The sequence below is a fragment of the Peptostreptococcus anaerobius VPI 4330 = DSM 2949 genome (genome assembly GCF_000381525.1).
Classification (GTDB): domain Bacteria; phylum Bacillota; class Clostridia; order Peptostreptococcales; family Peptostreptococcaceae; genus Peptostreptococcus; species Peptostreptococcus anaerobius.
The window spans coordinates 1-25,401 of the sequence record NZ_KB906607.1 but is presented as its reverse complement, the minus strand read 5'-3'; the positions used below and the strand labels follow the sequence as shown (position 1 = coordinate 25,401).

19 protein-coding genes and 2 pseudogenes are annotated in these 25,401 nt (G+C 35.7%); 18 read left to right on the top strand and 3 right to left on the bottom strand.

Annotation, left to right across the window (positions count from 1 at the left end):
* Nucleotides 1-37 precede the first annotated feature (37 nt).
* Genes F823_RS0101455 through F823_RS0101445 form a run of 3 tightly spaced genes read left to right on the top strand, consistent with a single transcriptional unit; the run spans nucleotide 38 to nucleotide 3,590 of the window.
* A complete protein-coding gene (locus F823_RS0101455) occupies nucleotides 38-1,888 on the top strand; it encodes an SEL1-like repeat protein (RefSeq protein ID WP_019595293.1) in 1,851 nt (616 codons plus the stop codon).
* Between the two features lie 23 nt (nucleotides 1,889-1,911).
* Entirely contained in the window at nucleotides 1,912-2,847 is a 936-nt protein-coding gene (locus F823_RS0101450; RefSeq protein WP_002844690.1) for a magnesium transporter CorA family protein, read from the top strand.
* 11 nt (nucleotides 2,848-2,858) lie between these two features.
* Nucleotides 2,859-3,590 carry a class I SAM-dependent methyltransferase gene (locus F823_RS0101445; protein WP_002845588.1) on the top strand — a complete coding sequence of 244 codons (732 nt, stop codon included), beginning with the start codon at nucleotides 2,859-2,861 and terminating at the stop codon, nucleotides 3,588-3,590.
* Nucleotides 3,591-3,628: 38 nt separating this feature from the next.
* Here F823_RS0101445 and typA read toward each other — a convergent pair.
* Together typA and F823_RS0101435 are read right to left on the bottom strand one after the other, a co-directional pair.
* A pseudogene (gene typA, locus F823_RS10470) lies at nucleotides 3,629-5,466 on the bottom strand (translational GTPase TypA).
* Nucleotides 5,467-5,681: 215 nt separating this feature from the next.
* Entirely contained in the window at nucleotides 5,682-5,885 is a 204-nt protein-coding gene (locus tag F823_RS0101435) for a hypothetical protein (protein ID WP_002845584.1), read from the bottom strand.
* Between the two features lie 335 nt (nucleotides 5,886-6,220).
* Here F823_RS0101435 and F823_RS10465 point away from each other — a divergent pair, with 335 nt between their 5' ends.
* Entirely contained in the window at nucleotides 6,221-8,596 is a 2,376-nt protein-coding gene (locus F823_RS10465) for a heavy metal translocating P-type ATPase (RefSeq protein WP_002844698.1), read from the top strand.
* Nucleotides 8,597-8,673: 77 nt separating this feature from the next.
* Here the strand turns inward: F823_RS10465 and F823_RS0101425 are convergent, their stop codons facing one another.
* On the bottom strand, nucleotides 8,674-8,967 hold the full coding sequence (locus F823_RS0101425; RefSeq protein ID WP_002844688.1) for a Dabb family protein: 294 nt from the start codon (nucleotides 8,965-8,967) through the stop codon (nucleotides 8,674-8,676).
* A gap of 241 nt (nucleotides 8,968-9,208) precedes the next feature.
* Here F823_RS0101425 and F823_RS0101420 point away from each other — a divergent pair, with 241 nt between their 5' ends.
* The 14 genes and pseudogenes from F823_RS0101420 to F823_RS0101355 all read left to right on the top strand — a co-directional run.
* Nucleotides 9,209-9,883: a response regulator transcription factor gene (locus F823_RS0101420; RefSeq protein ID WP_002844705.1), complete on the top strand. Its 675-nt coding sequence runs from the start codon at nucleotides 9,209-9,211 to the stop codon at nucleotides 9,881-9,883.
* Between the two features lie 307 nt (nucleotides 9,884-10,190).
* Nucleotides 10,191-11,564: an NCS2 family permease gene (locus tag F823_RS0101415; RefSeq protein ID WP_002844669.1), complete on the top strand. Its 1,374-nt coding sequence runs from the start codon at nucleotides 10,191-10,193 to the stop codon at nucleotides 11,562-11,564.
* Nucleotides 11,565-11,804: 240 nt separating this feature from the next.
* Complete coding sequence (locus F823_RS0101410) at nucleotides 11,805-13,424, top strand: ABC-F family ATP-binding cassette domain-containing protein (protein ID WP_002844696.1); 1,620 nt, start codon at nucleotides 11,805-11,807, stop codon at nucleotides 13,422-13,424.
* Nucleotides 13,425-13,822: 398 nt separating this feature from the next.
* Nucleotides 13,823-14,398, top strand: a complete 576-nt coding sequence (locus F823_RS0101405) for a recombinase family protein (RefSeq protein ID WP_227214060.1) — start codon at nucleotides 13,823-13,825, stop codon at nucleotides 14,396-14,398.
* Between the two features lie 85 nt (nucleotides 14,399-14,483).
* Entirely contained in the window at nucleotides 14,484-15,107 is a 624-nt protein-coding gene (locus F823_RS0101400) for an NUDIX hydrolase (RefSeq protein WP_002844675.1), read from the top strand.
* 250 nt (nucleotides 15,108-15,357) lie between these two features.
* Nucleotides 15,358-15,648, top strand: coding sequence for an MTH1187 family thiamine-binding protein (locus tag F823_RS0101395; protein WP_002844722.1), 291 nt, complete (start codon nucleotides 15,358-15,360; stop codon nucleotides 15,646-15,648).
* Nucleotides 15,623-16,423, top strand: coding sequence for an ABC transporter permease (locus tag F823_RS0101390; RefSeq protein WP_002845579.1), 801 nt, complete (start codon nucleotides 15,623-15,625; stop codon nucleotides 16,421-16,423). The genes F823_RS0101395 and F823_RS0101390 overlap by 26 nt, the downstream gene beginning before the upstream one ends.
* Before the next feature lie 2 nt (nucleotides 16,424-16,425).
* Complete coding sequence (locus F823_RS0101385; RefSeq protein WP_002844714.1) at nucleotides 16,426-17,445, top strand: ABC transporter substrate-binding protein; 1,020 nt, start codon at nucleotides 16,426-16,428, stop codon at nucleotides 17,443-17,445.
* The gene (locus F823_RS0101380; RefSeq protein WP_002844718.1) at nucleotides 17,420-18,136 is read left to right on the top strand and encodes an ABC transporter ATP-binding protein; all 717 of its coding nucleotides are present in this window, start codon (nucleotides 17,420-17,422) and stop codon (nucleotides 18,134-18,136) included. Before F823_RS0101385 ends, F823_RS0101380 begins: the two co-directional genes overlap by 26 nt.
* A 125-nt stretch (nucleotides 18,137-18,261) precedes the next feature.
* Nucleotides 18,262-20,937: a DNA mismatch repair protein MutS gene (gene mutS, locus F823_RS0101375; protein ID WP_019595292.1), complete on the top strand. Its 2,676-nt coding sequence runs from the start codon at nucleotides 18,262-18,264 to the stop codon at nucleotides 20,935-20,937.
* A gap of 20 nt (nucleotides 20,938-20,957) precedes the next feature.
* Complete coding sequence (gene mutL / locus F823_RS0101370) at nucleotides 20,958-22,841, top strand: DNA mismatch repair endonuclease MutL (RefSeq protein WP_002845576.1); 1,884 nt, start codon at nucleotides 20,958-20,960, stop codon at nucleotides 22,839-22,841.
* Between the two features lie 2 nt (nucleotides 22,842-22,843).
* Nucleotides 22,844-23,770 carry a tRNA (adenosine(37)-N6)-dimethylallyltransferase MiaA gene (gene miaA / locus F823_RS0101365; protein WP_002845575.1) on the top strand — a complete coding sequence of 309 codons (927 nt, stop codon included), beginning with the start codon at nucleotides 22,844-22,846 and terminating at the stop codon, nucleotides 23,768-23,770.
* 12 nt (nucleotides 23,771-23,782) lie between these two features.
* The gene (locus F823_RS0101360) at nucleotides 23,783-25,057 is read left to right on the top strand and encodes a methionine gamma-lyase family protein (protein WP_019595291.1); all 1,275 of its coding nucleotides are present in this window, start codon (nucleotides 23,783-23,785) and stop codon (nucleotides 25,055-25,057) included.
* Between the two features lie 79 nt (nucleotides 25,058-25,136).
* Nucleotides 25,137-25,401: pseudogene (locus F823_RS0101355) on the top strand (helix-turn-helix domain-containing protein); the annotation flags it as partial.

Genomic DNA, 25,401 nt, shown 5'->3' with positions numbered 1-25,401 from the left:
ATAAAATATGAGTTATTATGTGCAAAGAGGTGAAATCATGTCGCAAAACCCGAAAGTAGATTTTCTTAAAGGGAATTTTTATGAAAAAATAGGTAAATCAGAGTTGGCAGTAGAGAAGTTTGTCGAAGCAGCAGAAGCTGGTTATGACAAGGCTCAGTTGATACTTGGTCAACTCTATGATAGTGTGGGTGAAATAGAAAAGGCTGAAAACTGGTATAAGTTGGCCTTTAATAGTGGTATAGATTACGCTGCATTTAACCTCGGAAATATGTACTATAACAATGAGATATATGATACAGCCCTGTATTGGTATGAGTTGGCATCTCAAAGGGGCATACTTGCTGCTAAGAACAACCTAGGAGTGATCTTCTATATTCTTGAAGACTATGAGATGTCTGAGAAGATACTTACTGAGGCGGCAGGCGAAGGATTTTCAAAATCCTATTTCAACCTAGGATTACTAAACCATGAGCTAGACAAGGAAGAAATGTCTGAAACCATGTACAATAAGGGTGTTGAGGCTTCTGATGAGGATGCTATATACAACATGGCAGTCATTGAAATGGACAGGAGCAACTATGATAGGGCTATGGAACTATACAAGAGACTGACTAAGAAGAAACATATCAATGCTTGTATAAACTTAGGTATTTTATTAGAACTAGGCGACAATTTTAACGAGGCAGAGAAAGTGTACACAATAGCTGCTGAGGAAGGAAATGCCATTGCCCAATATAGATTAGCCTACATATTAGACAAGAAGAAAAAAGAATCTGATGCTATCCACTACTATGAGTTGGCAGTTGCACAGGACTTTACCCTTGCAAAATACAGGTTGGCCAACCTATATAACAGGAACAATGATACAGACAATGCTAGAATATACTATAAACAAGCTGCGGATGATGGCGTCAAAGAGGCAAAAAACAACCTAGCTGGAATACTTTTTGAAGACAAAAACTTCAAAGAGGCTGGAAAATACTATAAGGAAGCTATAAAAGATGGTTGTTATAATTCAGCTGAAAACATGGGTGACTTGTGTAGGGCGTTAAAAGAATATGATCTTGCCCTTAACTACTATAAGATGATACCTGATTCTATATCATGCCAAATCAAACTTGCAAATATCTATGAAAAAAAGAATGACATAGATAACATGACTAATTGGTATAAAAAAGCAGCAGATAATGGTGATTTGGAGTCTTGTTTTAAACTAGCTACTATATATGAAAGGACCGGCAACCCAAAAGGAGCAATCAGATACTATCAGATTGCAGCTGAACACGGCCATGATATAGCCAAGTTATATGCAGGAAGGTTGTTCTTCCTTGAGGCAAACTATGAAGAGGCAAAAAGGTACTTAGAAGGACCTGCCCAACTCAACAATATATATGCTTTAAATACTATGGGAGTCATGTACGACAACTTTTTTAAAGACCCTAAAAAGGCCATAGAATACTATGAGAAAGCAGCTAACCTAAAATGTACTGAATCCATGTACAATCTTGCCCAACTCCTGTTCAGACTATATGAATACGATAAAGCAGAGAGATACCTAAAATTGGGTACAGAATACGGCAATAAGAGATGCGAGTACTTTTTGGCAGCCTTTTACTATAGAAAATCTATGGATATGTTTAAGGCTCTTTCCAATATTAGTTACGAGAACACGAGTGAACTGTCTAATGATATAAAAATATTAAACTTTATAGATGATCACCTTCTTATGACAGACTTTAAGGTCAGCCCATTGATGTATGAAGAATTAAAAGAAGATGTAGAACCTCTATACATTATAGATATACAAGAGGATATAACACAATATATTAAGCCAAAAGAAGTTAGGATGGCTGTAGACCAAGGTGAAGTGGAAGACCTTGATATATAAATTACAAGTTAGGAGGTGATAGTATGATAAGATACTACAAGACAGTTAATCTAAAACTAGAAAGAATAAATGATTTTGAACCTGAGTGTTGGATTAACATATCTGAACCTACATCAAATGAGATAGATGATATGGCAAACTTACTTGATATCGAAGTAGACATACTATCAGCTGCCCTAGACGATGAAGAGTCTTCAAGAATAGAATATGATGAAAATTATACAATGCTTATAATAGATATACCTTTCGATATGTCTGATACAGAGGCATCAAATTATATAACTATACCTATAGGTATAATTCTTACTAAGAATTGTATTTTAACTGTGTGCTCCAAGCAGTCTAGGATAATCAATGACTTTATAGTAGGTCACGTTAAGGAGTTTTATACATTTATGAAAACAAGGTTTATACTTCAGATTTTGTATAGAAACGCATCTTACTACCTACTATACCTAAGAAGGATCAACAAGAGAACTAATGCAATAGAGCATGAAATTTACTCATCAATGAAAAATAAAGAGCTAAACCAGTTGCTACAATTGGAGAAGTCTTTGGTATATTTCTCTACGTCGCTCACAGCCAATGAAGCTACCCTAGATAGGATAGTGAAACAAAATATTATAAAGCACTATGAAGAAGATAATGACTTATTAGAAGATGTTATTATAGAGAATAAGCAGGCACTTCAGATGTCAAAGATGTATGGAGATATCCTTAGTAGGATTATGGATGCCTTCTCTGCTATAATATCCAACAACCAGAATACTGTTATGACAAACTTGACTATAATCACTATTATAATGGCAGTTCCAACTATCATATCCGGTCTATTCGGTATGAACGTTGGCGGTATACCTTTTTCTAGTCATCCACTTGGATTTTTGATAGTAAATGTTATTACAGCCCTTATATGTGTCGTGTCAACTATATATCTAGTTAAGAAAAAGTTCTTGTAAGAGGAATTATTATGAAAGAGATTTATTATGAAAAATTCTTGTCTATAGATACAAAGAGGGCAGAGACCCGTATGGATAGCTGCAAACTCTACAATAGGTATGAACCAACGCCCTATGAGGTCTTAGAGAAGCTATTGGATAGCTATGAGATATCAGACCAAGACCACATAGTCGATTTTGGGTCAGGTAAGGGTAGGGTAGCCTTCTTTTTAAATTGTTTTACAGGTGCAGGAGTTACTGGTGTAGAACTAGTTACTGAATTTCACGACAAGTCAATAAGTAACTACAAATCATACAAGGCTTGCCAAACAAAAAAGTCAAACTTGTTTGATGGTTTAAAGGCTAAGAAAAATGCTGACAAGACCAAGATATTCTTTGTAAATGACTATGCAGAAAGATATGCAATATCTAGGTTTGAAAACAAGTTCTTCTTTTTTAACCCATTCAACAAGATGATATTTATAAATGTAGTAAACAATATTATAGGGTCCTATGAGGAATTCAAAAGACCCATTGATATCATAATGTATTATCCATCCATGGATTTTATAGACTATCTTGAGGATAAGACGGTATTTAACCACATGATGGATATAGATACTAGCGGTGATCAGTTTACTTCTAATAATTTCAGGGAGAAGATATCAATCTACAGGATAGGAGATATGGGCCTTGATAGTTTAGGAAGTTGCATTTCTCAAAAAAACGCAAGTAAACCTTGCTATATAAAGATGAAAAAATAGGCTGCCAAAATGGCAGCCTTATTTAAATCTATAAATTATTAGTCTATAACCTTGTTCTGTAGAGATCTATTGTACTTGACTCTATCCTGTTCATTTAGGATTTTCTTTCTAAGTCTGATAGAATCGGGTGTTACTTCTACTAGCTCGTCATCTTCTATAAATTCAAGTGATTCTTCAAGTGTAAATATCTTAGGTGGAGCGAGCTTGATAGCATCATCTGAACCAGATGCTCTGACGTTACTCATTTTCTTGTTCTGCATGGGTTTACTACCATGTCTTCTTTTCTAGAGTTCATACCTATGATCATACCCTCGTATACATCTAGACCTGGGTCTACAAATAGTGTACCTCTTGATGATAGGGCATTTAGGGCATAACCCATTGTCTTACCTGGTGTCTGAGATATTAGAACACCATTTAATCTTGAAGGTATTTCACCCTTGTATTCTTCAAATCTTTCAAATGATGAAAGTAGGGTACCTTCACCTCTTGTAACATTTATAAATTCACTTCTGTATCCTAGAAGCCCCCTAGTAGGAACTATATACTGGATCTTAACATAGTCTCCTTCAAGAATCTCCATTGATTCCATCATACCCTTTCTTAGGTTTAGTTCGTTAATTACTGAACCTGAGTATGTTTCTGGGCAAGATACAGTTACTCTTTCAACTGGCTCTAACAAGTTACCTTCTTCATCCCTATGCATCAATACCTGAGGCTTAGATACACCTAGTTCGTATCCTTCACGTCTCATGTTTTCTATTAGGATAGAAAGGTGAAGTTCTCCACGGCCGCTGACCCTGTATCCATCAGTAGTTTCTAGAGGTTCAACTCTTAGACCTACATTTACTTCTAGTTCTTTTTCTAGTCTTTCCTTTATATGTCTTGTAGTTACAAACTTACCGCTTCTACCAACGAATGGTGAGTCATTTACCATAAAGTTCATTGATAGGGTAGGCTCTTCAATTAGGATAGCTCCCATTGGAAGTGGCTTGTCTACTGCACATATAGTTTCTCCGATTGATATATCAGATATACCAGCTATTACAACCATTTCTCCTGATACAGCCTCATTAGTCTGTACCTGCTTTAGACCTTCGTATACAGATAGCTTTGAAATCTTTCCTTTTCTAGCTTCCTTGCCTTCAGAACATATAGATATAGGTTCTGATGCATCTAGCTTACCCTTGAAAACTCTGCCTATACCAAGTCTACCTATATAGTCATCATAGGCTAGGGCAGATATCTGAACCTGAAGTGGTTCTTCATCGTAGTCTGGGTAGGCATCAACATGGTTGATTATTGTTTCGAATAGTGGAGATAGATCCTTGCCTTCTTCATCTAGTTCCTTGATTGCGATTCCCTGCTTTGCTATACCATATACTATAGGGAAGTCACACTGTTCATCTGTAGCATTTAGCTCTACAAATAGGTCGAATACCTCGTTTACAACCTCTTCAGCCCTCTGGTCCTTCTTGTCTATCTTATTTATAAATAGGATAGGTCTTAGGCCCTGTTCTAGAGACTTCTGAAGAACAAATCTTGTCTGAGGCATTGGTCCTTCTGTAGCATCTACAAGTAGGATTACTGTATCAACTGTTTTAAGTACACGCTCAACTTCAGAAGAGAAGTCACTATGGCCTGGTGTATCCACTATATTTATCTTATACTTGTCATGTCTGATTGAACAGTTCTTAGAATATATTGTGATTCCTCTTTCCTGTTCTAGGTCATTACTGTCCATGACACAGTCTTTTACTACTTCGTTGTCTCTAAAGACACCACTCTGATTTAAAAATGCATCTACTAGGGTAGATTTTCCGGCATCGACATGCGCGATAACCGCAATATTGATAATGTTATGTTCTAAACTCACAAAAAACGCTCCTTCTTTTTATTTATGTTACTAAACCAACCTGGTATATATTACTAGATCTTAGTCTTGTATTATTAAAATTAGTCAACTTTATAAGTATATCAAAAATGGAGCGTTTTGTACATACAATCTCGTATAAATATTTAATTGTCATTCTTAATTTTAATTGTAAAAGCTAGTAAAATGCCCTTATATAATTTGAAAAATTAAGTATTTTATTTCTTCGGCATAAAATCATCCTTGTCATTGTCATAAGACCTTACAAGATAGGTAAGTATAAAGCCGCAAGCAAGTCCACCTATTACTATTTTCCATGGGACATCATGACCACCTATCATACTTGATATTAGGGTTCCAACTGCAGAAAAAGCAGAGAACATAGCTATAAAATATAGCAGATATTTTGTTGATTTACTCATTTTAATTCAAGCAAGACTAATATCCTGCTTATCCTCCTGTGATAATTTAGTATAAATAAAAAATAATTTCTTATAAGCTATATTATAAGATACTTCTTCTATTATTTCAATCGTTTGCAGACTATTGTTAGCTATATGGATAGATGTTTTAAAATTTAGTTGAATTGCTATTCAAGTAGATATTTGCCTAAATTTTTAAGTCTTTATTTATGCAGACGATTAAGTATATAGTTGAATAAATATAAGAGGGGTATTTTTAAATAAATAATCATTCTCTACTTGATAAAAATACCTATGAGGGGTATACTTATTGTAGGAAATATAGGAGGTATACAATGACAGAATTTAATAAAAGCGATAAATATATAGATAAAAACAATGATAATGTCATAGAAAATGACAGGTATGGAAACAAAAGCCTGGGTAAATACACGAATAAAGATACAGTTTCTACAGACACTAGTCCTACTAGAGAGATAGATTTCTATGTAAAGGGGATGTCTTGTGCTGCTTGTTCTAAGGCTGCTGAAAGATCTTTGAATAAGACATCAGGTATCACTAGTGCAAGCGTCAATATAGCTACAGAAAAGGCGTGTGTAGTATATAATCCAGACCTGTGTAGTCTTGAAGATATGAAAAAATCCATAGAAGGGGCAGGTTTTAAACTTGTTACTAACGAAGAGGCTCTTAATGATGCTGGAGAAAATACCAGTAGGTTGAATTTTACAGTGGCAATTACCCTTGCAGCCATCCTGTTTACTATTTCTATGGGGCCTATGATGGGTATTAGGTTGCCAAAAATAATATCTCCACACCACAGCCCAATGAATCATTCAATACTGCAATTATTGCTTGTCATACCTGTTATGATTGCGGGTAAGAAGTTCTACACAAACGGATACTCATCACTATTTAAGAAAAATCCTAATATGGATTCTCTAGTGGCGGTATCGACAACAGCTGCCTTTTTATTTTCCGTGTATAATACGATAAAGATGTGGCTTGACCCTTCATTTACAATGGCTATCATGGACAATGGGCACCATTTGCCCTTGTACTTTGAATCATCCGCAATGATAATAGCCCTTATAATGCTGGGCAAGCACCTTGAGACAAGATCCAAAAACAAGACCAACCAAGCCATCAAGTCACTGATACAGCTCCAAGCCAAGACAGCCATAATAGAAGTAGACGGCATAGAAAAAGAAGTTGCTATGGAAGATGTTATAGTTGGAGATATAATAATAGTAAAACCGGGTGCCAAGATCCCTGTAGACGGTAGAGTAATCGAAGGCAAGAGCTCGGTTGATGAATCAATGTTGACAGGAGAGTCAATACCAGTAGAAAAGTCTATTGGAGATAGGGTGGTTGGAGCCAGTATAAACAAAAATGGCTATATTAAATTTGTGGCAGAGAGGGTAGGTAGGGACACTAGCCTTTCTCAGATAATAAGACTCGTTGAAGAAGCCCAAGGCAAGAAAGCTCCAATAGCCAGCTTGGCAGACAAGGTGTCTGGAATATTTGTGCCATTTGTTATGACGATAGCCCTTATTTCAGGATTAGGCTGGTATTTTATTGGACAAGAGACATTTGAATTTTCCCTTACAATATTTATATCGGTTCTTGTAATAGCTTGTCCATGTGCACTTGGACTTGCTACACCTACAGCTATAATGGTCGGTACTGGTAGGGGGGCAGAGAATGGTATGCTTATAAAGGGTGGAGATTCACTAGAGTCTGCCCATAAGATAAGTATGGTTGCATTTGACAAAACCGGTACAATAACATATGGACAGCCGGTGGTTACTGATATAGGCATAGTAAACGAGGCCTATGGTGAAAGTGACATTATAAGAATAGCAGCATCACTAGAAAATAAATCAGAACATCCTTTGGCCGAAGCTATTATGACCAAAGCCAAGTCTATGAATGTCGATATAGAAAAAATAGAAGATTTTGATAGCATAACTGGTATGGGTATAAGGGCTAGAATTGCTGGAGACAGAGTCATGCTAGGCAACATAAAACTAATGGAGGGTCTTGATATAGATTCAGATATATTAAAAAATTCAAATATACTAGCCAAGCAAGGAAAGACACCTATGTTTTTGGCTATAAATGATGATCTTGCAGCTGTAATATACGTTTCAGATACGATAAAGGATACCAGCAAGAGAGCTGTAGATCTTTTACACTCTATGGGAATAAAAGTTGCTATGATTACTGGGGATAACAGGGATACAGCTATGGCAATCGCCTCACAAGTTGGTATCGACAAGGTGTATGCACAGGTATTGCCTTCTGAAAAATCAGATGTTGTAAAAGAGCTACAAGGGACCGGTGAATTTGTTGCAATGGTAGGTGATGGCATAAATGATGCTCCAGCACTGGCAGTATCGGATGTTGGAATAGCTATAGGTAATGGTACAGATGTGGCCATTGAATCAGCCGATATAGTCCTTATGAAAAATGACCCAAGCGATGTAGCCAATGCGATAAAGTTGAGTAGGGAAACCATTAAAAATATTAAGCAAAATTTAGGTTGGGCCTTTATATATAATATCTTAGGAATTCCATTTGCAGCAGGTATTGCTCATATATTTGGAGGGCCGCTTTTAAATCCTATGATAGCCGCTGCGGCAATGAGTATGTCTTCTGTTAGCGTTGTTACAAATGCCCTAAGACTTAGGAGTTTTAAGACTTTCAATTAAGCCTTTTCCATTTTAATTAAGATTTAGATATAAGAAAAGAACTGGTATGTGCCAGTTCTTTTCTTATATTCCTCTATTTATATCTCAATATCTATAGCCGCTTTTGATGCTAGGCCAATTTCCTTCATCTTGTTTAGAAAGTCTACATGACGAGGGTGTTTTATATACTTTGACAATTCTTGTCCCTTAGGGATATTCACAAATATTACTAAGTCCATGTTAGGATCTAGGTCAAGACAGTTTGTATGGTACTTATAAGAATCTATAACCTTATATTCATCTCTCAACTGATCATATATAGATGAAACTATTGGTCCAAGTGTAGATTCGTCCTGTTTTTTATCAAACTTTAACATTACAATATGCTGCATAAGTCGCCTCCTAATATTTTTTATCTACTACTATTATATACTAGCAATCACAGTTAATCTACTTAAAACCTAAAAGTCTTTATAAAAATCCACTTGCCAAATTACCAATCTGAATGTTATAATTATATTCTAATAAAAATATTCGTACTTTTGCAACAAGCTATTTTGATATTAGTTAAAAATTATGATATAATTGATGTATATTTTTAATAACTGAGATTAATTTTTAAGGAGAGATATAATGCATCAACATAGAATACTGATTATAGATGATGACCTGAGTATTCAGGATCTTCTAGCTGAGTTTTTCACAGCGAATGACTATAGTGTAGATTGCGCCAATAATGGAGTAGAAGGCATTAAGTTATTTAGGGATAACCTAGGCTACGATTTGATACTCTTGGATATTATGATGCCCAATTTAGACGGCTATACTACATGCAAAATGATTAGAAATACATCTAAGGTCCCTATAATTTTTATGTCGGCCCTCAATGCTGAGAATGACCAACTAAAAGGATATGAACTGGGTTGTGACGACTATATAACAAAACCATTTTCATTTAACCTACTAGTTAAGAAAGTAGAGGCTGTTCTTAAAAGAACTTCTGAGACTTCACCAACTAATAGCATAGTTTTTGACAAGATGCATCTAGATTTAGATACATATTCAATAAGTATTGATGGAAATACAGTAGAACTTACACTTAAGGAATTTAACATCCTAAAAACACTGATAGAAAAGTATCCGCAAATAATAACAAGAGAGAGTCTCTTAGATCAAATATGGGGGTATGATTACTACGGAGATACAAGGATTGTCGATGCTCACATCAAGAACATACGCAAAAAATTAAAGATTCCTTATATAAGAACTGTGAAGGGTATAGGTTATACACTTGAAAAAATATTCTAAAAATTAATATCAGTATACGAATATAAGAAAGTTTTTTCACCTACATATATACGCTTTATAGTGGAGAATACAGGTGTTACAATCCATGATGATAAAATAAAGAATGTGTTCTAACCCTTTTATAGGGTCGATTCATCAAGAAACAAGGATACTGGTAGTAGCGGCCTTGGCCTTTACCTTGTTTCAGAACTATTAAAAAAGCAAGGCTGCAGGTATGACATCTATTGTAAGGAAAACTCTACTGTTTTTATAGTGGATATAAAGGCTTACAATAAGTCAAATAATGATTACATATAGGAGGTATTCAATGAATTCGACTAACGAATTGACTGGTATTCAGAAACTATTTCCTCTATTAGCAGAAAAGAATGTTAATATGAGAAGAGAAATTGTAGCTGGTATCACAACATTTTTGACAATGGCTTATATCATAGCCGTTAACCCAAGCACACTAGCAGCGACTGGTATGGATGCAGGTGCCCTAGTAACAGGTACGTGTATAGCAGCAGCCCTAGGTTGTTTCTTGATGGGCTTTATAGCCAATCTACCATTTGCCCTAGCTTCAGGTATGGGACTAAATGCATTCTTTGCATACACAGTAGTATTAAAGGGTGGAGTTTCTTGGGAAATTGCACTTTCAGCAGTATTTGTAGAAGGTATTATATTTATATTCTTGACACTATTCAAGGTTCGTGAGGCGGTTGTTAACTCAATTCCACTTAATATGAAGCATGCTGTTACTGCAGGTATAGGTATCTTTATAGCATTTATAGGTCTTAAGGGTAGTGGTTTTATAGTTGCCAATGAAGCAACACTAGTAAGCATGGGTCATATAAGCCCTACTGTAATATTCGCTTTTGTAGGTCTTTTAGTAATAGGAATTTTTGATAAGAAAAATATAAAGGGGGCTATCCTTGCTGGAATAGTTGTTTCTTCATTCCTAGCATGGGGCTATGCACTTATAAATCCAGAAACAGCTACAAAGCTTGGTATATACCTTCCAGCAGGTGTATTTAAGTACGAGTCTATAAATCCAATAGCTGGTAAGGTAGACTTTTCATTCTTAGCACATCCAAACCACATAGGTAATTTCCTAGTTGTTGTTTGTACACTACTATTCGTTGACTTCTTCGATACAGTTGGTACACTTGTAGGTGTTTGTTCTAAGGCTAATATGCTAGATGAAGAGGGCAAGGTTCCAAATGTAGGTAGAGCCCTTCTTTCTGACTCTATAGCAACTACTATAGGTGCTTTACTAGGTGTTTCTACAGTTACTACATACGTTGAATCATCTACTGGTGTTCTTGCGGGAGGTAGGACAGGATATACAGCTATAACTACAGGAGTTCTTTTCCTACTAGCTATGTTCTTCTCTCCAATATTTATTGCAATACCTGCTTGCGCAACAGCTCCAGCCTTAATATATGTTGGATTTTTGATGATATCTTCACTACACAATATAGATATACACAATGTAACTGAAGGTCTACCAGCATTTATAACAGTTGTAGCAATGCCACTTACATACTCAATAGGTGACGGTCTTACAATAGGTATACTTTCATATGTAGTAATCAACCTACTATACAACCTATTCTCTAAGAAGGAAGATAGGGAGCATGTATCTTGGGTAATGATTATACTTGCTATATTATTTGCTGCAAAGCTGATGTTTATGTAGGATAGCATCTATTAAAAATAAGAAATAAGTACAAGGGTCTAAGATATGTTTTAATATTTTAGGCCTTTTATTTTTATACTATATATAAACAATATTTTTGTATTTTATATTATTAATAGCCTATTGGACTAGATTTAAATTGGTCCTGTATGGTATAATAGAGGCAGTGTGTTTCAGGCAAAACACGAACGTTAAATAAGATTAAAAGAGATTATAAACAAGAATAGAAAGGAAATTAATATGTTACAAGTAACAGATGTAGGTCTTAGATTTGGAGACAAGGAACTATATAAAGAAGTAAACCTGAAGTTTACAAAGGGAAATTGCTACGGTATCATAGGAGCCAACGGAGCTGGTAAATCTACTTTCCTTAAGATTTTATCAGGGGAGATAGAGCCAAATACAGGTAGTGTATCCATAACAGAAAAAGAAAGAATGTCTGTATTACAGCAGGACCACTTTAAATATGATGAGTTTACTGTGCTAGATACAGTTATAATGGGACATGAGAGACTTTGGACTATCATGAAGGAAAAAGATGCCCTATACATGAAGGAAGATTTTTCTGATGAAGATGGTATAAAGGCAGCAGAACTTGAAGGAGAATTCGCTGAGTTAGACGGTTGGGATGCTGAGACAAATGCAGAAAAGATTCTTATGGGACTAGGTATAGACAAGGAATTCCACTATAGCCTAATGAACGAAATGACAGGTTCAGACAAGGTTAAGGTATTACTTGCCCAGTCCCTATTTGGTAACCCAGAGATACTACTACTGGATGAGCCTACTAACCACCTTGACTACGCTTCTATAAAGTGGTTAAATGAGTTTATTATAGGTCTAGATGACACTATAGTAATAGTTGTATCCCACGATAGACATTTCCTAAATACTATATGTACTCACATAGTTGACGTAGACTTTGGTAAAATCCAGTTATATACTGGTAACTATGACTTCTGGTATGAATCAAGCCAGCTAGCACTTCAGCTTATGAAGGACCAGAACAAAAAGAACGAAGAAAAGATAGCCCAGCTAAAGGAATTTATCGCTAGGTTCTCTTCTAACGCTTCTAAGGCAAAGCAGGCTACATCTAGAAAGAAGCAGTTAGACAAGTTGAATATAGAGGAAATACAGCCTTCTAGACGTAAGTATCCATACGTAGCTTTCAAGCCTGAAAGAGAAATTGGAAATGAAGTACTAGAAGTAAAGAACATAACTAAGGTTGTTGACGGTGTAAAGATATTAGATAATATATCATTTAGACTAGACAACGAAGACAAGGTAGTGTTTATGGGTGATGATATGGCAGCAACAGCCCTATTCAACATACTTACTGAAAATGATACAGACTTTGAAGGTGAATTCAAGTGGGGTGTAACTACATCACAGGACTATATGCCAAAGAACCACAATAACTTTTTCGATGACTGTAGTTATTCACTAGTTGACTGGCTAAGACAGTATTCAGAAGAAAAGAGTGAGTCTTATATAAGAGGATTTTTGGGTAGGATGTTATTTTCAGGTGATGAAGCCCTAAAAGAAGCCAATGTCCTAAGTGGAGGAGAGAAGGTTAGGTGTCTATTATCCAAGCTAATGCTATCAAATGCAAATGTACTATTGCTAGATGATCCGACAAACCACCTTGACCTTGAATCTATAACATCAGTCAATAAGGCCCTAGAAAACTTTACAGGAGTTCTACTATTCACATCTCATGACCACCAGTTTATAGACTCTATAGCAAATAGAATAATATTTATAGGTGAAAATGGAATACTTGATAGAAAGATGAACTTCGATGACTTTATTGAGAGCGAAGAAATTCAGGGACTACTTAATAAGATAGTTCAGCAATAGCAATAAAGTAGAATAAGAAAAATTAATCAAATTAATAGTGTCATATATAAGTTGCATTTTGATACCGTGACTTATATATGACTTTTTAATATATAAAATGAATACTTTAGACAGAAAAATATAAAAATTCATTAATTGATTTGTAAATTGTATTCATAAATTATAGTTTATACCAATAAATAGTTGTCATAAAGTCTTTTAGGTCTTTTTATCAGTCATATCTAGTTACCAAAAATATTTTTAAATTTTTGAACATTAGTTATTGTTTTTGGACGCCCACCTGTGATATAATACATCTTGTAAGAACGTGTGTGCTAAGGGATATTTTTCCATTTTTTTACTGGATTTATTATATGTAAGTTTTTAGAATTTAGTTATAAGTTATGAAACATCAGGAGGTGTTGGACTTGATATATGGTTATTGTAGAGCAACGACTGCAAAACAAATAGAGTCGGGCTATCTAGAGGAACAAGAAAATTTAATAACAGACAGGTACTATGGTTGTAATATTTTAAAGGAAACTTCTCTAGATATGAACACAAAACCTGAGTTTGACAAGCTTCTTAAGAGTCTTAAGGCAGATGACACCATAGTAGTTACCAGGTTAGATAGGTTTGCTACATCTATTGGTGATACCTTTGAGATAATTAGGGATCTTAGGTCTAGAGGCATAAATATCCATATATTGAATATCGGTCTTTTCGATTCTTCAGTCTTGGGTAAAATTCTCTACGATACAATCCTTGCTATAAATGAGTTTGAAAAAGCCCTTCTTGTGGAAAGGATACAGTCTGGTAAGAATAAGGCCAAGAAAACTAGTGGATTTAGAGAGGGTAGACCAAAGAAGTACACTGATGAACAAATAAACCAAGCAGTCGAAATGCTTAATTCATATTCTTACAAAAAAGTAGAAGAGATGACTGGCATATCAAAGAGTACCTTAATAAGGGCAAAAAAACAATCATCTAAGTAATTTTTTTAAATAGCAATTTAATAAAAGACTTTACAGGGGCTGACCATTTGGTCTAGCCCCTAAGATTTTAGTAGGAGGTTTTGACATGTATGATATAGACAAGTTTAAAAATGTAGGGACTAAGATTCTAAGCCCAACCTACCAGATGCACTCTTCAGTCGTATTGCCAGTTATAGAAATTACTGGTGAAGACCATATACTCTTTGAACTTAGGAATTCTAAGCTAAAGCACCAACCTGGCGAGGTATCTTTTCCGGGTGGAAGGGTAGAAAAAGATGAAGAGTCAAGGGCCGCTGCAATTAGGGAATTTTGCGAGGAAATTGAGGCAGAAGAATCCCAGCTAGAGATTATATCTAGGATATTTGAATATGCAACTCCTACTAGAGGTCTAATACACTGTTACCTTGCTAGGATAGATAAAAATATTGATCTTTCAATATCAAATGATGAAGTAGAGCGACTATTCACAGTGCCAATATCATTTTTCAAGGACCAAAAGCCTCTTGTATTTAAGAATGCATCTGTAATTGTTCCAGACGAAAAATTAGAGCTATCAGGACTACTAGAAAGGCTAAATATACCACTAAAGGGAGAAGAGTCCTATTCATGGCCTACTCTGTATTATGATATACCTTTTTATGAGTATGAAGAATTTATTATCTGGGGTATAACAGCAAATATGGTAAGAAATTTCGTAGAGATGCTCTGATTTTATGTACTAGATTTATTTATGTGGTAGATTTATCAGTATACAACTTAATTCGTTAAAATGAAAATAATGATTAATTTTTGTAATTCTGTGATATAATTATAATAGATAAACTGAATGTAAGGGGAGCGGTTGCTGAGAGGAATAAATATTCGACCCATAAGACTTTGGATAATGCCGGAGTTTATAAAAGTCTCCAGCACGGGGACTTTTTTTTAGCTTATCAATAAAATACAAGGAGATATTAGATATGGTGATAGCAGATATAGCCGTAATGCCTTTGCGTCCATATGGTTGTGAAGAGGAAATGTACAAAATAGTAGACGAGTGTATAGAACTTGCTAAGAAAAGTGGTCTTAAGTATGAAATAGGAGCCAACTCTACCACTATAGAGGGGGATTTAGATGATGTATTCGAACTTTCTAAAAAAATCCACCTTTTACCTTTTGAATTGGGATGTGAAAGAGTAATTACAATCGTAAGAGTTGACCAGAAAAAAGGTGGTATAACAATTGATGAAAAACTACAACATCACAGATAGTAAAGCTAAGAATCTTAGTAAAGATAGGTTCTTATATAAGTCGACATTATTCTATCCCATAATTACCTTTATAGGCCTATTGTTTGTGTGGGAGTTAATTTGCGTTAAAATGAGTGTGCCATCATACATACTGCCAAAGCCTAGTGATATAGGACTCGAATTTAGGGATGATTACAGGCTTTTATTTATGCATTCAATGGTAACACTTGAAGAGACTATAATTGGTTTTTTGATTTCAATTGTGTTTGCCCTATTTGTGGGTATACTTATGGATTTTATTCCAATTATAAAAAAATGCTTTTATCCAATAATGTATATAACTCAGATGATACCTACGATTACAATAGCACCTTTATTGGTTATATGGTTTGGTTTTGGAATCAAGTCTAAGGTATTGTGTGTTGTATTGACTTGTTTCTTTCCTGTCCTTATCAACTTTATGGCTGGGATAGAGTCAATTGACAGAGACTACTTAAATTTATTTAAGGTAATGAAATCAAGCAAGATTAATACCTTTATTCACCTAAAGTTCCCTATGTCTATGGACAAATTCTTCACTGGTCTAACCATATCTTCAACCTATGCTTTTGTAGCAGCAACAGTTGCAGAATGGCTTGGAGGTAGCATAGGACTTGGAGTCTATATGGTCAGAGCAAAATCTTCATATGCCTTGGACAAGGTATTTGCATGTACAATTTTAGTAGTAATATTCAGTTTGATTTTTGTTGGTATTATTACTTTATTAAAAAATCTATATTTTAAGAACAGGAGGTAAACATGAAAATAAAGAAATTATTATCACTTACTCTGGTAGGGGCATTATCCCTAGGAATACTGTCAGGATGCAGTGGTTCTGGCAAAAAGGCAGATGAAAAATCTGATAAGCTTAAAAAGGTTACACTAGTATTGGACTATGCACCTAATACTAATCACACTGGTATCTATGTAGCAAAAGAAAAGGGTTACTACAAGGAAATGGGCATAGACTTAAATATTGTTCAGCCATCAGATAGTGGTTCAACTACTGTAGTTGCAACAAACCAAGCACAGTTTGGTATATCTTACCAGGAAGATGTGACATATGCTCTTACACAGGAAAAAGATCCTCTTCCAATAAAGGCAATAGCTGCTATTATTCAGCACAACACATCAGGCTTTGCATCTCCAGTAGCCAAGAACATCAAGTCACCTAAGGACTTTGAAGGAAAGACTTATGGAGGTTGGGGTTCTCCGTCTGAAGAAGCTATAATAAAACTTGCTATGGAAAAAAATGGATCAGACTTTAGCAAACTTAAAAGAGTTGATATAGGTCAGGATGACTTCTTTACTGCTACTAAAAAGAGCATAGACTTTGCATGGGTATTTGAAGGTTGGGATGTTGTAAAATCAAAAATACTTAAGGAAGACCTAAACTACATACCGATAAAGGATATTGATCCTAAGCTTGACTACTATACACCTATTATAATAACTAGCAAAAAGATAATAGATGAAGATTCAGACCTAGTAAAGAAATTTATGCAAGCCACTGCCAAGGGATACGATTTTGCTATAAAAAATCCAAAGGACTCTGCAGCTATCCTATCAAAGGCAGTTCCAGAGCTAGACAAGACACTAGTGGAAAAGAGCCAGGAATTCTTAGCATCTAAGTACAAGGATGATGCTCCAGTATGGGGACAGATGAAGGACGAAACTTGGAAGGGTTATGCTGATTTCATGAAATCTAATGGTCTTATAAAGAAAGACTTAAATGTTAAAGAGGCGTATACTAATGAGTTCTTACCAGCAGAAAAATAAGATATATCTCAAAAATTTAGATAAATTCTATCTTGGTGAACCCATACTAAAAGACATAAATATAGTCCTAAACAAGGGTGAATTGGTATCTATTGTCGGACCAAGTGGTTGTGGCAAGTCTACTATATTCAATATAATAAGCGGAATAGAAGAAAAGGATAATGGTGAGGTATATGTAAATGGCCACCTTGGCTATATGTATCAAAAGGATCTCCTATTACCCTACAAGACTATCATAGACAATGTGTCCCTACCCCTAGTATTGTCCGGTATGTCAAAGGTCAAGGCCAGACAAGAGGTAGAGAACTATTTCGATATATTTGACCTTAAGGGATATGAGTTAAGCTATCCAAGACAATTGTCTGGTGGTATGAAGCAGAGGGCTAATTTTTTGAGGACCTATGTATGCTCTAGAGATATAATGTTACTTGATGAACCCTTTGGCGCCCTGGACTCAATCACTAAGGCATCTCTTATAGATTGGTTTTCAGGAGTTAGAAAAAAGATGAATTCGACTATTTTGCTTATAACCCATGATATTGATGAAGCTATCAGCCTATCAGATAGGATATATGTTCTATCTACTAAACCAGCCATGGTTAAAAAAGAATTTACAGTGGATGAAATAAGCAAAAACAATCCAGAAAAAAGAGCAAGTCTAAAATCCGAAATACTATCCTTACTTACATAAGAAATATTCTTGAGAACCTAGTCAATAATTGGCTGGGTTCTTTTTATATAAATGAATTTTGTGTTATAATAATATATTAGAGATTATGTAATAAAATCATAATTACAAGCGTATTGGAGGTATATATGGAAATAGATAAGTCAAAGCTTTCCCCTATGATGAAGCATTATTTAGATACAAAAGAAGAATACAAGGATTGTATATTATTTTATAGATTAGGCGATTTTTATGAAATGTTTTTTGATGATGCACTTTTGGCATCTAAGGTACTAGATATCACCCTTACTGGAAAGGCATGTGGTCTAGAAGAAAGGGCTCCTATGTGTGGTGTTCCCTACCACTCAGTGTCATCCTATCTTACAAGATTGATCCAAGCAGGTTACAAGGTAGCTATAGGCGAACAGGTAGAAGATCCCTCTACTGCCAAGGGTCTAGTAAAAAGAGAGGTCGTGAAGGTAGTTACTCCGGGCACATTGCTTGAAGAGGACAGTCTTGAAAACACTTCAAATAACTATTTGATGGCAGTATACTTTGGGAATGATGCAGCCTCTATATCATATACTGATATATCAACTGGTGAACTAAATACAACAATGATAGATCCTAAAAAAGTGAAGGATGAAATAGCCAAGGTAGGTCCCAAAGAACTGATTACAAATAGACCTGAGTTTTTGGACTCTATTAGGTCCTTGGCAGCAATTGCCAATATTTATTTGAATGAAGATTTTGATAAAGACTTGCTGGACAAGAATATCCTAAATGATATTTTTGATAGGTCCTACCTAGAAAAAAATATGATATTTAATAATCACCCTATGGAATCTTCATTGTCAATAGTCCTAAACTATATAAGAAAGACACAGATGATATCTTCTAATAATATAAATAGGATAAATGTATACAAATCAAATGACTACATGGTACTTGACCTATTTACAAGGGTAAATCTTGAACTTACAAAGACTATTAGAAGCTCCAATAAAAAGGGATCTCTACTACAGGTTATAGACTCTACATCTACTCCTATGGGGGCAAGAATGCTCAGAAAATTTATCGAGCAACCCCTAATGAATGTAGACCTTATCAATAGGAGACTAGATATAACTGAGGCTATTTTGAGTGATTTTAACCTGAGGGAAAATCTAAGAGAAAGTCTTGAAAGAATATACGATTTGGAGAGGATATGTGCAAAGGTAGCCTATGATAAGGTCAATCCTAAGGACCTGATAAACCTTAAGAACTCTATAGCCAAGCTACCAGAGATAGTGACTACAATAGCAAACTCAGATTCACCTGCTTTAGACAAGTTCAAGTCTTCAATAGACTGCCTGTACGATATATATAGGCTAATAGATGAGTCAATTCTCGAGGAACCAAGCCAGGGCCTTAAGGACGGAAATATCATTAAGAGTCAGTATTCAAAGGACCTCTATGAACTTAGGGACATATACAACAACGGGTCTAGTATAATCAAGGACATAGAAAAAAGAGAAAAAGAAAGAACTGGAGCCAAGACCCTTAAGATAGGATACAACAAAGTATTCGGCTACTATATAGAGATAACTAAGGCAGCCCTAGTCCAGTTAGACCTTGATGATTCATATATCAGAAAGCAGACCTTGGTCAATGCTGAGAGATTTATAACTCCTGAACTAAAAGAAGTTGAGGACAAGATAATAAATGCAGAAGACAAGATAAAGAGCCTAGAGTACTCTATTTTCAAGGATATTAGAAACACGATTTACGATAATATAGACAGGATTCAAGTTGTTGCCAAAACCATAGCTGAGCTTGACGTATATGTTTCAAATGCAATCATAGCCAACAAAAACTCTTATTCAAGACCTTATGTAACAGAATCAGGTCAACTTGAAATAATAGATGGTAGGCACCCTGTTATTGAGCAAATAATGGGGCAAGAAAACTTTATAGCAAACAACACATCCATGAATGACAACAACAAGATTCATATAATTACAGGGCCAAATATGTCCGGTAAGTCCACATATATGAGACAAACTGCCCTTATATGTTTAATGGCCCATATAGGTTCATTTGTACCTGCATCATCAGCAAGGATACCAATCCTAGATAGGATATTTACTAGGGTAGGGGCTAGCGATGACCTATCACAAGGCCAGTCGACATTTATGGTAGAGATGGATGAGGTCAGCCAGATACTAAAAAATGCAACAAAATACTCTCTTATAATCCTTGACGAGGTCGGTAGGGGTACATCTACATATGATGGTATATCCCTTGCTTGGTCCATAGTAGAGTATATACATGATAGGATAGGGGCCAAGACTCTTTTTGCAACTCACTACCATGAGCTAACAGACCTTGAGAACACCTATGACAATATTAAGAACTACTCTGTGGATGTAAAAGAAGATGGAGATGACATTATATTTTTAAGGAAGATAGTAGACCGTGCAGCTGATAGGAGTTATGGTATTTATGTTGCCAAACTTGCCAAGTTGCCAGATGACCTGATAAAAAGGGCAGACTCTATCTTAAAAGACCTAGAAAAAAATCACCTAAATAACTCAGAGTCAATATCTCAAGCTACTGGTATATATCCTAAAGAAGAAAATGAAGAAGAAATCCGCCAGCTTAGTTTTGATTTTGTACTTGAAAGAGAATCAAAGAAAAATATTCCTATGGATGAACAAATAGACCTATCTCCATATAAGGATATAATCAGCGAGATAAAGAATATAGATATGATGAACACAACGCCATTACAGCTGATGAATATATTATATCAGCTACAAGACAAGGCTAAAAAGATAAAGTAAAAACAAAGTAAGGAGGTCTTATGGCAAAAATAAATATACTAGATGATTCAACCATCAATAAGATAGCGGCTGGTGAAGTCGTTGAAAGACCCTCTTCAATAATCAAGGAGTTGGTCGAAAACTCAATAGATGCAGGATCATCATATATAAGCATAGAGATAGAAAACGGAGGGAAAGGCCTAATTAGGATAATTGATAATGGTTCGGGCATAGACAAAGATGATGTAAACAAGGCTTTTTTGAGGCACGCTACAAGTAAGATAAACACAGTAGAAGACCTATCATCTCTTGAATCCTTAGGATTTAGGGGTGAGGCCCTTGCATCAATAGCTGCTGTTTCAAAACTTGAGATGCTTACAAAAACAGAAGAAGCCCTAATTGGTCTTAGGATTGTCTTAGATGGAGGTAAGATAAGAGAAAAAGAAGCTACAAGTGCCAATAGGGGTACGCAAATATCTGTAAGGGACTTGTTTTTCAATACACCTGCGAGAAGGAAATTTCTAAAGTCAAACCAAGCTGAAGCCCAGGCCATAACAGATATCGTAAACAAGATAGCCATAGGTAACCCTTCTATAAAAATAAAGTATATAAATAATTCTAAAACCATCTATGAAACCCTAGGAGATGGGTCTATCATAAACGCTATTAGGATGATTTACGGACGTGATATATCTGAAAACCTAATTGAGATAGACTATAGGTCAAAATACTTTAGCATAAGTGGCTACCTAGGCAATAACAATATATACAGGGGCAACAGAAACCACCAGCACCTATATATAAACGGTAGATATATCAAGAGCCCCAATATAAGCAAGAAAATAAACGATGCCTACAAGGCTATAATACCGATCAACAAGTATCCTATATATTTTGTAAACATAAGTGTTGACCCTGCCAAGGTAGATGTAAATATCCATCCTAGCAAGTTAGAGGTCAAGTTTGACCAAGAAGAGGAAATACTAAACGAACTTTCGGACTTTGTAAGAGGTATACTCCTAAAGTCTAGTTTGGTTGGAAGATACAAGAATAATAGTAGGGATAAAGACCTCTATAATAAAAACTCCTTTGCTGGTTTTAACTCTTTTTCATATTCGCCCCAAGAGGTGGAAAATAACCTTACAAGCACTGCTATTAGAGAAGACGTTAGTAATTCTTGTAGCAATCAAAATACTAACGAGTCTCCAAGAGGCCAAGCTGATATGATACAGACACCTATAAGGTTAAGTGATATAAACAATGGTGGCATACAAGATAAGAAGGAAGTCGATTCAAAAATGGAATACCAACAGTCTAGTTTTATAGAGGAGAGTCCTGATAGAAACCCGGATTTTATTGGATTAAAGTTTATAGGTATAATTTTTGACACTTATATAATCTTCAGTAAAAATGACGATATGATAATGTTAGACCAGCACGCAGCCCATGAAAGAATCAGGTTTGAAATGTATATGTCAAAGTACAAGGCCAATGACATATCAGTCCAGATGCTAATTGATCCTATAATTATGGATCTTGATGCCAATGACATGGATACTGTCAGAAAAAATATAGATGTATTCTCTAGCTTTGGCTTCCTTGTTGAGGAGTTTGGACATAGGTCAATATCAATTAGGGGACTGCCTAATACATTTGGTGAGCCAGAGTCAAAGAGGTTTATCTATGAACTAATAGACGGTCTAGGTAAAATAGATAATATATACGACACAAAGTATGACGAAATAGCAGAAATAGCTTGTAAGTCGGCCATAAAGGGAAATGACAAGATTTCGATTGAAGAGGCCAAGCACCTTATAGGACAACTTGAGGAATGCTCTAACCCTTACACTTGCCCACACGGTAGACCTACTATGGTCAAGATGACAAGATATGAAATAGAAAAGCTATTTAAGAGGAGGATGTAGGAATGACGGATAAAATACCAATACTTATACTCACTGGGCCTACAGCAGTCGGAAAAACAGCTCTATCTATCGAGCTTGCAAAGATCTTAGGTGGTGAAATAATATCGGCAGACTCCATGCAAATATACAGAAAAATGGACATAGGCAGTGCCAAGATAAGCCAAGAAGAGATGGACTCAGTAGTCCACCATATGATAGATGTAGTAGATCCAGATGAGGATTTTTCAGTTGCAGACTTTCATGATATGGCAAGTCAAATCATAAGTGACATACACAAGAGGGGAAAGCTGGCAATAGTTACTGGTGGTACAGGACTATACCTAAATTCTCTAGTTTACGATATGGACTTTGGAGGCACAAATTCAGACCCTAGCATTAGAAAAGACCTAGAAGAAATACTAAATGACAAGGGAAAAGACTACCTTTATAGGCTTCTTCAAGACCTATCACCTGAAGCAGCCAAAAGAATCCACCCCAACAACACTAAGAGGGTCATCAGGGCCATCGAGGTATACAAGACAGGTGGAGACATGGGAGACTTTTCAAATGATCTAAAATACAACCCAAAATTTGATGCCAAAATAATCGTCTTAAACAGGGATAGGAGCATCTTATATGATAGGATAAACCAGAGAGTTGATATGATGTTTGACATGGGGCTACTAGATGAGGTCAAGGGACTACACCAAATGGGCTATACTAGTCAGATGCAGTCTATGAAGGGGATAGGCTACAAGGAAGTCCTAGAGTATTTTGATGGTAAAATGACCCTTGAAGAATCCATAGATATACTAAAGCAGGGAACTAGGAGATATGCTAAAAGGCAGATTACCTGGTTTAAGAGGTATGAAAACGCCCTTTGGTTAGACTTAGACAAGGTTACAGAACTTGATGATCAAATCGAGGCAATAAAAGATTTTATAAAATAAGAGGAGATTTTAATGTTAAAGGAAACAGAAGAATTACTACTAAAAGAATACGGAATAAATGGTAAAATTTTTGAACTATCAAAGGATGTGGATAGGGAGATTCAACCACAGTTTGAAAAAATCAAGGAAATAAGAGAATACAACCAGTTAAAGGTCCTAAATGCCATGCAAAAGGCCCACCTAAGTGACAACCACTTCAACTGGACTACTGGCTACGGCTACAATGATATAGGTAGGGAAAAGGTAGAGGAGATATTCTCAAATGTTTTCCATACTGAAGATGCCCTAGTCAGACCACAAATAGTAAATGGTACCCATGCACTATCTCTTACAGTCCAAGGTATAGTAAGACCTGGTGATGAGATACTTTCTATAACATCTGCACCATATGACACACTTCAAGGAGTTGTAGGTATCAGAAAAGAAAAGGGAGACCTATCTGAATATGGAGTAACATATAAGCAAGTAGACTTCTTAGAAGATGGATCTATTGATATAGAGGGTGCAAAGGCAGCTATAAATGATAGAACTAAGCTTGTAATGATGCAGAGGTCTAAGGGATATGCATGGAGAAGGTCCCTATCTATAGAGGATATAAAAGAGGCCATAGATGCCGTTAAATCTGTAAAACCAGATGTCATAGTAATGATAGACAACTGCTATGGTGAATTTTTAGAGACCCTAGAACCTACAGATGTAGGAGTTGACGTCATGGCTGGGTCCCTAATAAAAAATCCCGGTGGTGGACTTGCACTTACTGGTGGATATGTTGTAGGTAGAAAAGATCTTATAGAGCTAATTTCCTATAGGCTTACATGCCCAGGTATAGGAAAGGAATGTGGCTTGACTTTTGGTACTACTAGAAATGTCCTACAGGGCTTGTTTATAGCGCCTTATGTAGTATCACAGGCAGTCATGGGAGCTGTCTTCTGTGCAAGATTGTATGAAAGACTAGGCTACAAGGTCAACCCAGCCTATGATGATCCTAGAAGTGACATCATCCAGATAGTCCAGCTACACAATGGAGAAGAGGTTGTTAAGTTCTGTGAGGGTGTTCAGGCTGCTGCACCAGTTGATTCATTTGTAAGACCTGTTCCATGGGCTATGCCAGGCTATGACGACGAGGTAGTCATGGCTGCAGGTGCCTTTGTCCAAGGCTCATCAATAGAACTTAGCGCAGATGCACCTATAAGACCACCATATAATGTATACTTTCAGGGTGGTATGACTTATGATCATTCAAAAATGGGTTCTTTAAAAGCATTAGAATCTATGGGAATACTATAGTAACTGTTCTTAAAAAAAGAGAGTAGACCTAATGATATGTACCCTCTTTACTGGACAAACCAGTAAGGAGGGTATTTTTATGCGATATAGTTATGAATTCAAAAAAGAATGCGTAGAACTATACAAACAAGGAAAGTGGATGGAAACACCAGAAGGTGTTAAACCTCGTACGTTTAGAGACAAAATTAGATATTGGAGCAAACTTGTAGATTTTCATGGAGAAGAAATCCTTAAACACAATGAACAGAATAAAAAGTGGAGTGCAGAAGAAAAGTTTAAGCTTGTATCAAAAGTATTAGCAGGAAATTCTTACGAAGAAACAGCACTTAAATCTGGAATAAATA